A 13,758-nucleotide genomic window follows, 5' to 3' on the forward strand; every position below is an offset into this window, starting at 1 on the left:
CTTGCTATCGTTCCACCATGAATCCCTCCGCCGCTCCCGAAAACGCCGCCTCCGCAATCACCGCACCCACAGTCACCGCACCCACAGTCACCGTGCCTCCGAAACTGGCCAGGGGCGACCTGCTGCGCGTCATTGCCCCGGCGAGCAGCCGGGCCATGGTCGCCGAACACGACCACAGTGCACTTATCGAGAGCCGTTTCGCCGACCTGGGCCTGCGGCTTTCCTACGGCAGCCATGTGGATGAACGCGACATGTTCGACTCTTCCTCGGTCGCCTCCCGCGTCGCTGACCTGCATGACGCGTTTGCGGATCCGGCAGTCAAGGGCATCCTGACCGTCATCGGCGGCTTCAACAGCAACGAACTCCTCCCGTACCTGGACTGGGACCTGATTGCCGCCAATCCGAAAATCCTGTGCGGATACTCCGACATCACGGCACTGCAGAACGCGATTTTCGCCCGCACGGGCCTGGTCACCTACTCCGGTCCGCACTGGTCCAGCTTCGGCATGCGGGACCACTTTGACCTGACCCGGCAGTGGTTCGTGGACGCCCTGGTTGACGGCTACCGGATGGAACTCACCCCGTCCGCGGAGTGGACCGACGATGCCTGGTTCCTGGACCAGGACAACCGCAGTCCCCTGGCGGGGGAAGGATGGTGGCCGCTGCAGCAGGGCAGCGCAGCCGGGCGCATCATCGGCGGGAACCTGTGCACGCTGAACCTCTTGCAGGGCACCGCGCAGATGCCTCCGCTGGCAGGCAGCGTCCTGATGCTGGAAGACGATGCTTCCACCGATCCGATGACCTTTGCCCGTGACCTCACCTCATTGCTCCAGTTGCCGGACGCGGAAGATATTCAGGGCCTGGTCATCGGCAGGTTCCAGCGTTCGAGCGGCATCACCCGGGCGCATCTGCAGGAAATCACGGCCCAGCCGGCGCTGGCCGGCCTGCCGGTCCTGGCCAACGTGGATTTCGGCCACACCCAGCCGCAGTTGACCCTGCCCATCGGCGGCCGGGCGGAACTGGCGGTGGACTCATCCGGCGGCAGGCTGCGCCTCGCCGACGGCTAGAACGCGTCCAGCTTTTCGACGGCGGCCAGGACATCCTCCACAGTGACCGCCAGCAGAGCGGGATCAGGGTCTACGGCGAAGGTGTCCCCGCGGCGCCGGGTTTCGTCGGTCAGGGCGATGTGCGGGCCCGGAGGCGGCCCCCATTCGCTGACCGGCGCCGGGCCGAACAGGACCACCGACGGCCGGGCATAGGCGGACGCGAGATGCGCGGCACCGGTATCGGCGGAGATCACCAGCCGGGACCGGGCAATGACGGCGGCAAACTCCTCCAGCCGGAGTTCACCTGCCACGACGCGCTCCGGCGCCAGCCCGGCGGCGTCGGCCACGGCGAGCGCCCGCCGGCGTTCACCTCCGCTGCCGGTGAAGAGAATCGGTGAACCTGCGGTGTCCAGTTCACGGGCGACGGCGGCAAACCGGGCTGCGGGCCACAGCCGGCTGCCGTACGCCGCCCCCACATGGATCACCACCGCTTCCGGCGCCGTCGACCACGCCGCCGGCGGGTCCAGGCGGTAATCCAGCGGATCGGCAGGGATTCCGTGCCAGGACAGCAGCCCCGCCCACCGCTCGCGTTCGTGCACGCCGTCCTTCCACGGCGGGCCGTCCCAGCCGGGTCCGGCATGTCCGATGAGCCGTGAGGGCTGTAGTACCTCCAGCCGGCTGCAGCTCTCCGGGCCGCTGCCGTGCAGGTTGACGGCAATGTCGAGCTGTCCGGGCTCGAGGGGAATGGGCACATCGAGGCCGTGCAGGGGAAGCAGGTCATCCACGGCACCGGTGAGCGGCAGGATGGGGCGCAGCCACTCCTGCGCCGCATAGCGGATGCGGTGCCCGGGGAAGGCCCGCCGCAGGGCCTTCAGTGCGGGAACCGCCACCAGGAGATCCCCCAGTTTCAGTGCGCGCAGCACCAGCAGTTCGGGACGGTCAGCCGGTTCGGGCATGGTCGCGGTGTCCTTCCGGTCGGTGCTTCTCCTGCCAGGAACGTCCACATCCTGCCAGAACCCAGCGGCTCGGGATACGCGTGGGGCGGCAGTGGAGGCTGTCCAGGAAGTGACCGGCGGGATGTTTAGCTTTCCTTCCGGCGGGGAACAGATGCGGTATGGAGTTCTTCCGGCCGCCGCCGCGTGCCGTCCTGTTTGACCGGGACGGAACGCTGATAGTCGACGTCCCCTACAACGCGGACCCGGCACGGGTGCGGCCGATGCCCGGCGCTGCCGGGGTGCTGGCCGGGCTCCGCCGCCGGGGCGTACCCGTAGGGGTGGTCACCAACCAGTCCGGCATCGGCAGCGGGAGGCTGTCCGCCGAGGACGTGGCGGCAGTCAACGCCGCCGTAGAAGACCTGCTGGGGCCGTTCGACGTCTGGGAAATCTGCCCGCATGTTCCCGGCTACGGCTGCATTTGCCGCAAGCCGATGCCCGGCCTGGTGCTGCGGGCCAGCCGCCGCCTGGGGCTCGACCCCGTGGAAGTAGCCGTCATCGGCGACATTGGTTCCGACGTTAAAGCCGCAGCTGCCGCGGGGTCACGCGGTGTATTGGTGCCCACCGCCGCTACCCTCCCCGCTGAGACCGCCGCGGCCCGGCTCGTGGCCCGCGATCTGGCCGAGGCCGTGGACCTGCTGTGGGGGAACGGATGAGCCGCCGGGTACTGATCGCCCGGCTCGACGGCGCCGGCGACGTTCTGCTCGCGGGCCCCGCCGTCCGGGCAGTCGCCGCCGCCCCGGGAGTGGAGGCGGTTTTGCTGTGCGGTCCGCAGGGCGCGGCCGCCGGCCGGCTGCTGCCCGGCGTCGCGCAGGTATTGCAATGGCCCTGCCCCTGGATCCTGAACCCCGCCCCGGAACCCACCCCCGACCTGATGCAGGCCCTGCTGCAGCTGGTCCGCTCCGCTCGGACCGAGGAAGCGGTAATCCTCACGTCCTTCCACCAGTCCCCGCTGCCGCTGGCGCTGCTGCTCCGGGACGCGGGGATCCGCACCATCACCGCGGCATCCACGGATTACGCCGGCACGTTGCTGACCACCCGGCTCAAGCCCGGGGAGGACTTCCTCGAAGACCAGCCCGAGGCCGAACGTGCACTGCGGATCACGGCTGCCGCGGGTTTTGCGCTTCCGGCCGGCGACGACGGCCGGCTGCGGCTGGGTCCGCTGCCCGATGTCTCCCCTCTGGTGGGCGCCGGCCCCTACATCGTGGTGCATCCCGGCGCCGCAGTGCCGGCACGGGCCTGGCCGGCACTGCACCATGCGGCCGCCGTCGAACTGCTCACCGCCGCCGGCTTCCGCGTGGTGGTCACCGGCGGCCCGGGCGAGAAGGAATTAACCGCGACGGTGGCGGCAGTCGCCGGCCTGGACCTGGGCGGACGCACCGACCTGGCCGCGCTGGCGGCCGTCCTGGCCGGAGCCGATGCAGTGGTGGTCGGAAACACCGGACCGGCCCATCTCGCCGCCGCCGCGGGCACCCCCGTGGTCAGTCTCTTTGCCCCCGTGGTCCCCGCCATCCGCTGGGCGCCCTACCGGGTGCCGCTGGAACTGCTGGGCGAGCAGCACGCCGCCTGCAGCGGAACCCGGGCCCGGACCTGTCCCGTGCCCGGCCACCCCTGCCTGTCCGGGGTCTCTCCGGAACAGGTGGTGGAGGCAGTGCAGCGCCTGGTCAACGGCGTCCCGTCCCTGCAGACGCACCGCGAAATGAGGCACCGATGAAGATCCTGCTGTGGCACGTGCACGGCGGCTGGATGGAGGCCTTCGTCCGCGGCGGGCACGAGTATCTGCTGCCGGCCACCCCCGCCCGGGACGGCTGGGGGCTGGGCCGCGGCGGCCGGCCCTGGCCCCGGTCCGCCGTCGAACTGGCGCCGGACGAGCTGCGCGGACAGCAGATCGACGTGGTGGTGCTGCAGCGCATCGAGGAAATCGAGGCCTGCACCCGCCTGCTCGGCCGCCGGCCGGGCCGTGACATTCCGGCGGTGTTCCTGGAACACAACACGCCGCGCGGCAGTGTGCCCGAGACCCGGCATCCCCTGGCCGGCCAGACGGACATCCCGATTGTGCACGTGACACAGTTCAACAGCCTGTTCTGGGACAACGGGGAGACACCGGTCCGGGTGATCGAACACGGCATACCCGATCCCGGCTATCTCTATTCCGGGGAGCGCCCGCACCTGGGCGTTGTGGTGAACGAACCGGTGCGCCGCGGCCGGGTGGCCGGAACCGATCTGCTGCCGGCCTTCGCCCGGACCGCTCCGCTGGAAGTCTTCGGCCTCGGCACCGAACGGCTGCCCGCGCTGCTCGGGCCGGACCGGCTGCTGATCCGCGGCGACCTCCCGGTTGCCCGGCTGCACCGGGAGCTGGCCGGCTGCCGGGCCTACCTGCACCCGATGAGGTGGACTTCGTTGGGCCTGTCCCTGCTCGAAGCCATGCACATGGGCCTGCCGGTGCTCGCCCTTGCCACTACCGAAACCGTCCGGGCTGTTCCGCCGGGGGCGGGAATGGTCAGCAACGATCCCGACGAGCTCCGCCAGGCTGCGCAGCTCTTCCTGGCAGATCCGGAACAGGCCCGCGCCTGCGGCCGGACGGCCCGCCAGGCCGCACTGGCCCGGTACGGGCTGGACCGGTTCCTGTCCGACTGGGACGGACTCTTCGCGGACCTGCTGACAGGAACGGCCTCCACCGCGCCGCCGCGTGCCGCGGCAGGACCCATGCCGGCATCAACAGGAGGGGGACAACAGTGAAAATCTCGATGGTGTCCGAACATGCAAGTCCGCTGGCCGCCCTCGGCGGGGTGGATGCCGGCGGCCAGAACGTGCACGTGGCGGCGCTCTCCGTGGCACTGGCAGCCCGCGGCCACACCGTTCAGGTGTACACCCGGCGGGATGATCCCGGACTCCCGGACCGGGTCCAGGTCCAGGACGGCCTGGAGGTGGTGCATGTAACGGCCGGTCCTGCGCTGCCGCTGCCCAAGGATGACCTGCTGCCCTACATGGGGCAGCTGGCCGGCGGGGTCCTCGCCGACTGGGGCACCGAACCGCCCGACGTCGTGCATTCACACTTCTGGATGTCCGGCCTCGCGGCACTGGAGGCAGCCGGCAAGGCACCGGAGGGCGTGCCGGTGGTCCACACCTTCCATGCCCTGGGCACCGTGAAGAAACGGCATCAGGGCTGCGACGACACGTCCCCGCCGGAGCGGGCCTGGCTGGAGCCCTCCGTAGGGCGGCGGGCGGACCGGGTCCTGGCCACGTGCTCGGACGAAGTCTTTGAACTCAAGGCCATCGGGGTGCCCGGCAACCGGATCTCCATCGCCCCCTGCGGCGTGGACGTTTCCCTCTTTGCTCCCGGGGGACCGGCGGAGCCGCGCGGACGGCGGTACCGGATTGCCGCCGTCGGGCGCCTGGTGCCGCGCAAGGGCGTGGACCTGGCCATCCGTGCGCTGGCGCTGCTGCGGGACGAGGGCCTGGCGGACGTGGAACTGCTGATTGTCGGCGGCTCAAGTGACAGCGCGGGATTGGAATCGGACCCGGAGGCCCGCCGGCTGCTGGCCCTCGCCCGGTCCCTGGGCGTGGCGGACCGGGTGCTGCTCCGGGGACAGGTCCCCCGCGAACAAATGCCCGCGGTGCTGCGCAGCGCCGACGCCGTGGTGTGCGCCCCCTGGTACGAACCCTTCGGCATCGTCCCGCTGGAGGCCATGGCGTGCGCCGTGCCGGTGGTGGCGGCCGCCGTCGGCGGGCTGATCGACACCGTGGTCCACGGCAAAACCGGGCTGCATGTGCCGCCCCGGGATCCGGCAGCCCTGGCCGCGGCGCTCTCGGAATTACTGCAGAATCCCCGCTACGCGCGGCGGCTCGGTGCGGCGGGGCGGCAGCGCGCCTCCGCCCGCTACTCCTGGGACCGGGTGGCGCTGGACACGGAGAAGGCCTATCAGCTGGCCCTGGGGGCCACCGCCCGGCCGGCCCGGCTGCAGCCGCTGGGAGGGAAGGCACTGTGAGCATCGAATCATCGGTCACCGCCGCCCCGGCCCTACCCGGTGCGGGACCTGCGGCACCGGAACAGGCCGTGCTGGACCATCTGGCCAACGCGCAGCCCGCCCTGATGTCCGTCCAGCGGCAGGCCCGGCACCTGACCGACTGGGGGGTGGAGCTGGCAGCCCGCCTGCTGGCCGGGCACCGGCTGCTGACCGCCGGAAACGGCGGATCCGCCGCCGAAGCCCAGCACCTGAGCGCGGAACTGGTGGGACGGTTCGACGGCGAGCGCCGCCCGTTTTCCGCCATCGCCCTGCACGCGGAAACCTCCGCCGTGACGGCCATCGCCAACGATTACGGCTTCGAGCAGCTTTTCGCCCGGCAGGTGCAGGGCCACGGCAGGCCCGGGGACGTCCTGATCCTGTTCTCCACCAGCGGCGCCAGCCCCAACCTGCTGGCCGCGGTGCAGGCCGCGCACGCTGCCGGTCTGCGCACCTGGGCCCTTACCGGTCCCGCACCGAATCCGCTCACGGCCGCCTGCGAGGACTTCATCGCCATCGACGCGCCGGCGGCGAACGCGCAGGAGGCCCATCTGGTTGCCCTCCATGCGCTCTGCCGGTCCTTTGACGCCGAAATCGATCGGCGTACCAGCGCAGGAGGAACATCGTGAAAACGATCGTAGTGGTGGGCGATGTCCTCCTCGACACGGACATTTCCGGTTCCGCCCAGCGGCTCTCCCCCGACGCGCCCGTCCCCGTCGTGGAGGTGGACGACGTCGGCCGGCGGGCCGGCGGGGCGGGCCTGGTGGCGCGGATGCTGGAACGGGACGGCCGGCAGGTCCATCTGGTGACGGTACTGTCCGACGACGACGCCTCCGGACTGCTGCGGTCCGCGCTGGCCGGCATCCCGTTGACCTGCGGTCCGTCGGACGCGCCCACCCCGGTCAAGACCCGGATCCGGGCCGGCACCCACGCCGTCGTCCGCTTCGACTCCGGCTGCTCCCCCGCCCCGGTCCCCGCGGTCACCGCACAGATGCTGTCCGTCGTGGCGGCAGCCGACGCGGTGGTGGTGGCCGACTACGGCCGCGGGCTCACCGCCAATCCCGCCCTGCGGGATCTGCTGGAGATCCTGGCCCAGCGCATTCCCGTGGTCTGGGACCCGCATCCGGCCGGGGCTGAGCCGGTGCCCGGCGTCGCGGCGGTCACGCCGAACCTGGCGGAGGCCCTGCAGACCGCCGGGCGGGTGCCGGGCGGCGTTCCGGCGGCATTACGCGCAGCCGAACAGCTGCTGACCCGCTGGCAGAGCCGGTCGGTGGTCATCACCATGGGAGCACAGGGGGCGCTGGCCCTCCCCGCGGCGGGCCTGGCGCAGGTCCTTCCCGCCCCGAGGATTTCCGTGGACGATCCGTGCGGTGCCGGGGACCGGTTTGCCGCTTCACTTACCGCCCGCCTGCTCGACGGCGCCGGGCTGGAGGCCGCCGCCGAAGACGCCGTGTCCGCCGCGGCCGCCTTCCTGGCCGCCGGTGGTGTGGCCGGCCTCGACGCAGGGGAAGTTCTGCGGCTGCCGGGCCCCGAAACGCCGGACGCCATGGCGACGGCGGCGCGGATCCGGGAACGCGGCGGAACCGTGGTGGCCACCGGCGGCTGCTTCGACCTGCTGCATGCCGGCCATGCCCGGACCCTGCTGGCGGCCCGCGGTCTGGGCGACTGTTTGATTGTCTGCCTGAACTCCGATGATTCCGTCCGGCGGCTCAAAGGCGAGCAGCGCCCGATCATCGGCGTCGGGGACCGGGCGGAACTGCTGCAGGCCCTGGAATGCGTGGACGGGGTGCTGGTCTTCGAGGAGGACACCCCTGCGGCGGTGCTGGAGCGCCTGCGGCCGGACATCTGGGTCAAGGGCGGGGACTACCGCGAAGACCAGCTCCCGGAGGCCGCGCTGATCCGTTCCTGGGGCGGGGAGACCGTCACCGTCCCGTTCCATCCGGCGCGGTCCACCACCGCCCTGGCCTCCGCACTGGCAAAGGTCGGCTAGGCGAACTGACTCAGACCCGTTCTACCGAAAGGAAATCCCATGAGCTTGAACCCTGTGGCCCCCCTACCTGCGACCGTCCCCGGCCCGACCCCGGACCCCGCCCTTCGGGGGCCCCGCCTGCAGACCGCCTTCCGCGGCCGCGTCCTGGTGACCGGCGGTGGATCCGGGCTGGGCGCCGCCGTCACAGCTGCCGTCACCGCCGCCGGGGGCAGCGTGGTGGTGCTGGACCGCGATGTCAGCTCGGTTGCCGAAGCCAAGGCCCTGCAGGTTGACGTCGCGGACCGCGCCTCGGTGGAAGTAGCGGTCCGCGAAGCGGCGTTGATGCTCGGCGGGCTGGATGCCGTGGTCACCGCCGCGGGAATTGACCGGTGCGGGCGGCTGGAGGACGTGGCGGCCGCCGAATGGGAGAAAGTGATCGGCGTGAACCTGCTCGGCACGGTATCCGTCATCCGGGCCGCGCTGCCGTACCTGACCGTTTCCCACGGCCGGGTGGTCACGGTGGCGTCCTCACTGGGCATCAAGGCGGTGGCCGATGCGACAGCGTACTGCGCCTCCAAGTTCGGGGTGATCGGGTTCAGCCGGGCGCTGGCGGCCGAGACCCGCGGACAGGTGGGCGTGACCACCATGATTCCGGCCGGCATGAAGACCCGGTTCTTCGACGACCGCACCGAGCAGTACCGCCCCCAGGACGACTCACGATTGAACGATCCGGAGAACGTGGCCGCGGCGATCCTTTTTGTGCTGGGGCAGCCGCAGGGCAGCGAAGTGCGCGAAATGGTCATCTGCCACGAGGAGGAGGAATCCTGGCCGTGACCGGGGATTGCTTACGGCAGGCGCAGCAGCATGGTGTCCGAGTCCCCGCTCCTGTCGACCTTGCGAAAGCCCGCCCGCTCATACAGGCGCCGGGCGGGATTGGCGTCCTCCACGCTCAGGCTTAGCGCGTCGATCCCCAGCCCTTGTGCCTGTTCGACGACGGCCGTCATCAGTGCGGTGCCGGCACCGCTGCCGCGGTGCCCGGGCAGGACTCCCATGGTCAGCTCGGGGATCGCATCCGACACGAAGCCGTAGCCGGGATCGGCCTGGCTCAGCAGGCGCGCCCAGACAGCTCCGATGGGACGGCCGTCATCCGTTTCAGCGACGGTTCCGAAATCCTGCTCCCGCTTCCACCCGGCCACATAGTGGCTGACCGCGGGGGTGTTCAGCAGCTGATCCTTCGTAAAGGTCGGCTCCCCGGACCAGTTGAAAGCGTGCAAAAGAATGTCCACGAGAAAGGGAAAATCTGAGTCGGCAGCGGCGCGCAGGTACATGGGACCCGATCCTAATCGCTGTTACCCAACACCCCGCCTCGAAACGGCGGCAGTGGTCCTTTCGTCACCGGTTCCCCTTCCCTATGATCACTGGGAACTGCATTTTCTTCCTAGGCCTCGGGGGCTGCGTGACGACCGTAGATCAGGCCGTTTTTATTGGCGGCCGTGCCGGGGTGGGCAAGACCAGCGTCGCCATGGCCCTGCATTCCCTGCTGGCGGAGCGCCGGGTCCGCCACTGTGTCATCGAGGGAGACAACCTGGACCTGGCGTACCCGGAACCGTGGGAACACGAGCTGGCGGCACGGAACCTGCAGGCTATGTGGGCTAACTACCGGGAGCTGGGCTATGACCGGCTGATCTATACCAACACCGTAAGCGTCCTGGAAATGGATTCTCTTGCGGCGGCCATGGGCACCAACCCGGTGGTCCGCGGCATCCTGCTCACGGCCACGGATCGATCCGCGTTGGAGCGGCTCTCGCTGCGGGAACGCGGAGCGGAACTGGAGCGGCACGCCGCCCGGAGCAACGCCATGGCGCGGATCCTCGCGGACCAGGCGCCGGCGAATGTTCTGGCGGTGGACACCGATCACAAGGACATCGAGCAGGTTGCCGGAGAAATACTGCTCCATTTGGGCTGGTGAACCTGCACCGCTCCGGGAAGCGGCACCGGGACGGCTGACCGCTACTCCCGGGCGCGGGTATCCGCCGCGGCGGAGTTTCGGGCACCGTTGCCGGTTCCGTCCGGCGCGCCGTCGTCGTCCATATCCCCCGCCTCCCACCGGAGCAGGTCCCCGGGCTGGCAGTCGAGTGCCTCGCAGAGGGCGGCGAGGGTGGTGAAGCGGACCGCTTTGGCGCGGCCGTTTTTCAGGACGGCCAGGTTCGCCGGGGTAATGCCGATCAGTTCGGCCAGGGTTCCCACGGGCATTTTCCGCCGCGCGAGCATCACGTCGATGTCCACGATGATCGGCATCAGATGACACCGCCCAGTTCGGTGCGGAGCCGGGCGGCCTCGGCGGCCGTTGCGACAGCGGAGGCCAGCAGGGCCCGCATCACCAGCATCAACAGGGCACCGGCAGCGACTGTTATGCCCACTCCCCCGATCAGCAGGACAATGCCCGGCGCCGCTTCCTCGCCGGGCGCCAGTACCGTGCCCAGCGCGAACAGCAGCAGGGCTGCGGCCGTGATGGCACCAATGATGACATCCACGTAGCGGAAGGCTGCGGAGGAAAAGACCGTTCCCCGCCGCACCATGGTCAGCAGCCGCCAGACGCAGACCAGGCAGACCTGGAACGCAAGAATGCCCAGCACCACAATGAGGAGCACCGGCACCCGGACCGCTTCGGCACCGGCCTCGGCCAGGTCGATACCGAACAGCGGCACCATCACGGCCTGGACAAACAGGGTGCCGAGGAGCACCAGGGCCAGGGCTATGCGTAACACGAGGATTGCTGCTTTTCCCATCATGCTCTCCCTGCGGAAGCACTGCGGCTATTGAAGGACAATCAATAGTTATCGATTATCGAGAGATTCCGCAAGGGTCTCGCCGAGTCTAGGGTGCAGAATCCACCACCGAGGTGGTGATGGCGGTCCACGCCGTCACGGTGCCGGCCGGGACACCTCGGTAGTCCTTGAGCTGCACCTCCCGCTCGCCGATCATCTGGCCGGATTCCTGGTCGATGATGATCTCCATCCTTGTCCGGTAATCGCTGCCCTTCATTCCGAGTGACACTCCGGTCCGGCCGTCCAAGGCGACCTCGCGGTCCACCAGGGATACTCCCGGAATCAGCGCAATGGCTTGGTAGATCACGGCACGCAAGTCCGCAGGAACGGCTCCCGTACGCAGGATATTCGCGAAGGCCATGAAGGCTTCGGCCTCCGTGTTCCAGTGGTTGCCCTCTGTTTGTTCATAGATCATCTTCAACAACTCGTCCGGGTCGCGGGGGGCGCTTTCGATGAACTCATTGAGCGGCATTTGTCCTAGGACCTCCCATGCGAAGCCCTCCCATTGGCCGCCGGGTGCACGCAGGACCTCGCTTTCGTCCATCTGTATTCCGTCTGCCTGCAGGTCTGCCTTCATCCTTTCGGACGCCTCCCGGGACCCTTCGCCGAAGAATTGCACCGGCACGCTGGGCTCCCGGGACCAGACCCACTCCGCCGTCCGGTCCGCAGGCACATACATCTGTGTATCGATACTGGATAGCCAACGGGGAGTAGTGTCTCCGAGCTGCCCTGACGCGAACGTCATAGCGACACCGGTGGTGTCGACCAACAGGTACTGCCCCGGCTCCAGCACCGGGTCGGAGGTGGCAATGGTCGATGCCGCGGCGTCGTTGAGGACATCGGCCGCCTCCGCCGTCACCCCCGGGCGTTCGCCCGAACCCATGACGTCGACCGCGACCAGCGTGGCGACGAGTGCTACAGCCGCGGCGGAGGCAAACAGAGTGCGTCGCCAGGGCCGTACGGGGTGCAGCCCCGGTGCCGGCTCGCGCTCTCCGGCTGCCTTTTGCATCAGTTTCTCCCGCCCGGCGGCCAGGACGGCCGGGGGTACGGTTCCGGTGGTGTTACGCGTGGCGCGGAGCAGGTGCAGTTCGTCCATGATCACTGTCCATTTCGTCGAAAAGGGCAAAGCCGAGGTCGGCCCGGAGCTTGCGCCGGGCGCGGTTGATGCGGGAGCGGACAGTGCCGATGGGCACGCCGGTGGCGGTGGCGATCCCGTCATAGGTCAGGTCCGCCCAGGCATAGAGCAGGATGGCTTCCCGGTCGATCGGGGCCAGCGCGTGAAGCGCAGCTCCGATTCGGGACCGGTCGACGTCGGCATCCACCTTCGCGTCGACTTCTTCCAGTCCGTCAACGGAATGCCTCCGGCCCTCGTTCCGGGCCAAGGCCCGCAGCATGCGTGCTTCGGCACGGTGGTGCCGGCGCAGCAGGTTGGTGGCGATGCCGAAGAGCCAGGGGCGCACGGCCTCGGACGGACCCTCGAAGACTGCCCTGCGTTCAAAGGCGATCAGGAAGGTTTCCGCCATCACATCTTCTGCGGCAAAGTCTCCGGCGCGGCGGGCCGCGTACCGGTAGATGTCCGGCGCGTGCCGGTCATAGAGTTCCCCGAATATGGCAGGGCCGCTGCGCGACCGCTCCACAATCTCTTTGTCTGTGTTCACACCTTGTAATGCCCGCTCACCGGCAATGGTTCACGGTCCCCCCGGTTTTCTTTCCGACGGCTGCCCCTTTGGACAACAAGGCACATTAAACGACGACGGCGCCGCCCGGACCCACAGGGAGTCCGGCGCGGCGCCGTCGTGCGTTGTTACTTGGTGCTGATTAGAGCTTGGAAGCAACCAGTCCGGTCAGGTCGACCAAGCGGTTGGAGTAGCCCCACTCGTTGTCGTACCAGCCGACGATCTTGACCTGGTTGCCCATAACGCGGGTCAGACCGGAGTCGAAGATGCAGGAGGACGGATCGCCCACGATGTCGGAGGACACAATCGGATCCTCGGTGTAGGTGAGGATGCCGGCCCAGCGCGGATCCTGTGCAGCCTTGGCGTAGGCGGCGTTGATCTCCTCGACCGTGGCTTCCTTTTCCAGCGTGACGGTCAGGTCAGTGACGGAACCGGTGGGAACGGGAACGCGGATGGCGAAGCCGTCCAGCTTGCCCTTCAGCTCCGGCAGGACCACGCCGATGGCCGCGGCGGCACCGGTGGAGGTGGGAACCATGTTCAGGGCTGCGGCGCGGGCGCGGCGCAGGTCCTTGTGCGGACCGTCCTGCAGGTTCTGGTCTGCCGTGTAGGCGTGCACGGTGGTCATGAGGCCCTTTTCGATGCCGAAGGCGTCGTTGAGGACCTTGGCCAGCGGGCCCAGGCAGTTGGTGGTGCAGGAAGCGTTCGAGATGATGTCGTGCTTCTCGGCGTCGTAGTCGCCGTCGTTCACGCCCATGACCACGGTGAACGCGTCACCCTTGGCCGGTGCGGAGACGAGGACCTTCTTGGCGCCTGCGGAGATGTGCTTGCGCGCATCCTCGGCGTTGGTGAAGAAGCCGGTGGATTCGATGACGATGTCCACATTGAGGTCGGCCCAGGGCAGGTTGCCCGGATCGCGCTCAGCGAAGACCTTGATGGTGTGGCCGTCGACCACGAGGTTGCCGTCTTCGACGGTGACCTTCTCGGCCAGGCGTCCCGCAACCGAGTCGTACTTGAGCAGGTGGGCCAGCTGTGCGGGATCGCCGAGGTCGTTGACTGCGACAACCTCGAACCCTTCGCCGTGCTGCAGTGCTGCCCGCAGGTAATTGCGGCCAATCCGACCAAAACCGTTGATTCCGACGCGTACCGTCATGAGGGCCTCCTTGATGCCAAACCTAAATTTAGGAACTAAATTTATTGTCTCCTATAATTATGCTGTTATTACCGCCACACGTCAAAGGCCACT

Annotated in this window: 16 protein-coding genes; 9 read left to right on the top strand and 7 right to left on the bottom strand. The window is 68.9% G+C overall.

What is annotated here, in order from left to right; translation table 11 throughout:
• Positions 1-17: 17 nt before the first annotated feature.
• On the top strand, positions 18-1,067 hold the full coding sequence (locus tag N2K95_RS15725) for a S66 family peptidase (RefSeq protein WP_260652313.1): 1,050 nt from the start codon (positions 18-20) through the stop codon (positions 1,065-1,067).
• Here the strand turns inward: N2K95_RS15725 and N2K95_RS15730 are convergent.
• Positions 1,064-2,002 (bottom strand): glycosyltransferase family 9 protein, encoded by a 939-nt coding sequence (locus N2K95_RS15730; protein ID WP_260652314.1) that lies wholly within the window; start codon positions 2,000-2,002, stop codon positions 1,064-1,066. The two genes, N2K95_RS15725 and N2K95_RS15730, sit on opposite strands and share 4 nt — an antisense overlap.
• Positions 2,003-2,160: 158 nt before the next feature.
• Between N2K95_RS15730 and N2K95_RS15735 the strand changes: the two genes are divergently transcribed.
• From N2K95_RS15735 to N2K95_RS15765, 7 genes are read left to right on the top strand one after another with little or no spacing between them, the layout of a single operon-like run.
• Positions 2,161-2,694, top strand: a complete 534-nt coding sequence (locus N2K95_RS15735; protein WP_260652315.1) for a D-glycero-alpha-D-manno-heptose-1,7-bisphosphate 7-phosphatase — start codon at positions 2,161-2,163, stop codon at positions 2,692-2,694.
• On the top strand, positions 2,691-3,752 hold the full coding sequence (locus N2K95_RS15740; RefSeq protein WP_260652316.1) for a glycosyltransferase family 9 protein: 1,062 nt from the start codon (positions 2,691-2,693) through the stop codon (positions 3,750-3,752). Before N2K95_RS15735 ends, N2K95_RS15740 begins: the two co-directional genes overlap by 4 nt.
• A complete protein-coding gene (locus N2K95_RS15745; RefSeq protein WP_260652317.1) occupies positions 3,749-4,777 on the top strand; it encodes a glycosyltransferase in 1,029 nt (342 codons plus the stop codon). Before N2K95_RS15740 ends, N2K95_RS15745 begins: the two co-directional genes overlap by 4 nt.
• Positions 4,774-6,027, top strand: a complete 1,254-nt coding sequence (locus N2K95_RS15750) for a glycosyltransferase (protein ID WP_260652318.1) — start codon at positions 4,774-4,776, stop codon at positions 6,025-6,027. The genes N2K95_RS15745 and N2K95_RS15750 overlap by 4 nt, the downstream gene beginning before the upstream one ends.
• A complete protein-coding gene (locus N2K95_RS15755) occupies positions 6,024-6,671 on the top strand; it encodes a D-sedoheptulose-7-phosphate isomerase (protein WP_407080097.1) in 648 nt (215 codons plus the stop codon). The genes N2K95_RS15750 and N2K95_RS15755 overlap by 4 nt, the downstream gene beginning before the upstream one ends.
• Positions 6,668-8,032, top strand: a complete 1,365-nt coding sequence (locus tag N2K95_RS15760) for a PfkB family carbohydrate kinase (protein WP_260652319.1) — start codon at positions 6,668-6,670, stop codon at positions 8,030-8,032. Before N2K95_RS15755 ends, N2K95_RS15760 begins: the two co-directional genes overlap by 4 nt.
• 39 nt (positions 8,033-8,071) lie before the next feature.
• Positions 8,072-8,845 (top strand): SDR family oxidoreductase, encoded by a 774-nt coding sequence (locus N2K95_RS15765; RefSeq protein WP_260652320.1) that lies wholly within the window; start codon positions 8,072-8,074, stop codon positions 8,843-8,845.
• An 11-nt stretch (positions 8,846-8,856) separates the two neighbouring features.
• Here N2K95_RS15765 and N2K95_RS15770 read toward each other — a convergent pair whose 3' ends face one another.
• Positions 8,857-9,339, bottom strand: coding sequence for a GNAT family N-acetyltransferase (locus N2K95_RS15770; RefSeq protein ID WP_260652321.1), 483 nt, complete (start codon positions 9,337-9,339; stop codon positions 8,857-8,859).
• A 128-nt stretch (positions 9,340-9,467) separates the two neighbouring features.
• On the opposite strand from N2K95_RS15770, the gene N2K95_RS15775 reads away from it, so the two are divergent.
• Positions 9,468-9,980, top strand: coding sequence for an adenylyl-sulfate kinase (locus N2K95_RS15775; protein ID WP_260652322.1), 513 nt, complete (start codon positions 9,468-9,470; stop codon positions 9,978-9,980).
• 41 nt (positions 9,981-10,021) lie between these two features.
• Here the strand turns inward: N2K95_RS15775 and N2K95_RS15780 are convergent, their stop codons facing one another.
• From N2K95_RS15780 to gap, 5 genes are all read right to left on the bottom strand, one after another.
• Complete coding sequence (locus N2K95_RS15780; protein ID WP_260652323.1) at positions 10,022-10,309, bottom strand: helix-turn-helix domain-containing protein; 288 nt, start codon at positions 10,307-10,309, stop codon at positions 10,022-10,024.
• Positions 10,309-10,800, bottom strand: a complete 492-nt coding sequence (locus tag N2K95_RS15785) for a DUF2975 domain-containing protein (protein ID WP_260653846.1) — start codon at positions 10,798-10,800, stop codon at positions 10,309-10,311. The genes N2K95_RS15780 and N2K95_RS15785 overlap by 1 nt, the downstream gene beginning before the upstream one ends.
• Before the next feature lie 88 nt (positions 10,801-10,888).
• Positions 10,889-11,935: a CU044_5270 family protein gene (locus N2K95_RS15790; protein ID WP_260652324.1), complete on the bottom strand. Its 1,047-nt coding sequence runs from the start codon at positions 11,933-11,935 to the stop codon at positions 10,889-10,891.
• Complete coding sequence (locus N2K95_RS15795) at positions 11,901-12,497, bottom strand: RNA polymerase sigma factor (RefSeq protein ID WP_260652325.1); 597 nt, start codon at positions 12,495-12,497, stop codon at positions 11,901-11,903. Before N2K95_RS15795 ends, N2K95_RS15790 begins: the two co-directional genes overlap by 35 nt.
• Before the next feature lie 160 nt (positions 12,498-12,657).
• Entirely contained in the window at positions 12,658-13,665 is a 1,008-nt protein-coding gene (gap, locus tag N2K95_RS15800; protein WP_260652326.1) for a type I glyceraldehyde-3-phosphate dehydrogenase, read from the bottom strand.
• Positions 13,666-13,758: the final 93 nt, after the last annotated feature.

Source organism: Arthrobacter zhaoxinii, assembly GCF_025244925.1.
Classification (GTDB): Bacteria; Actinomycetota; Actinomycetes; order Actinomycetales; family Micrococcaceae; genus Arthrobacter_B; species Arthrobacter_B zhaoxinii.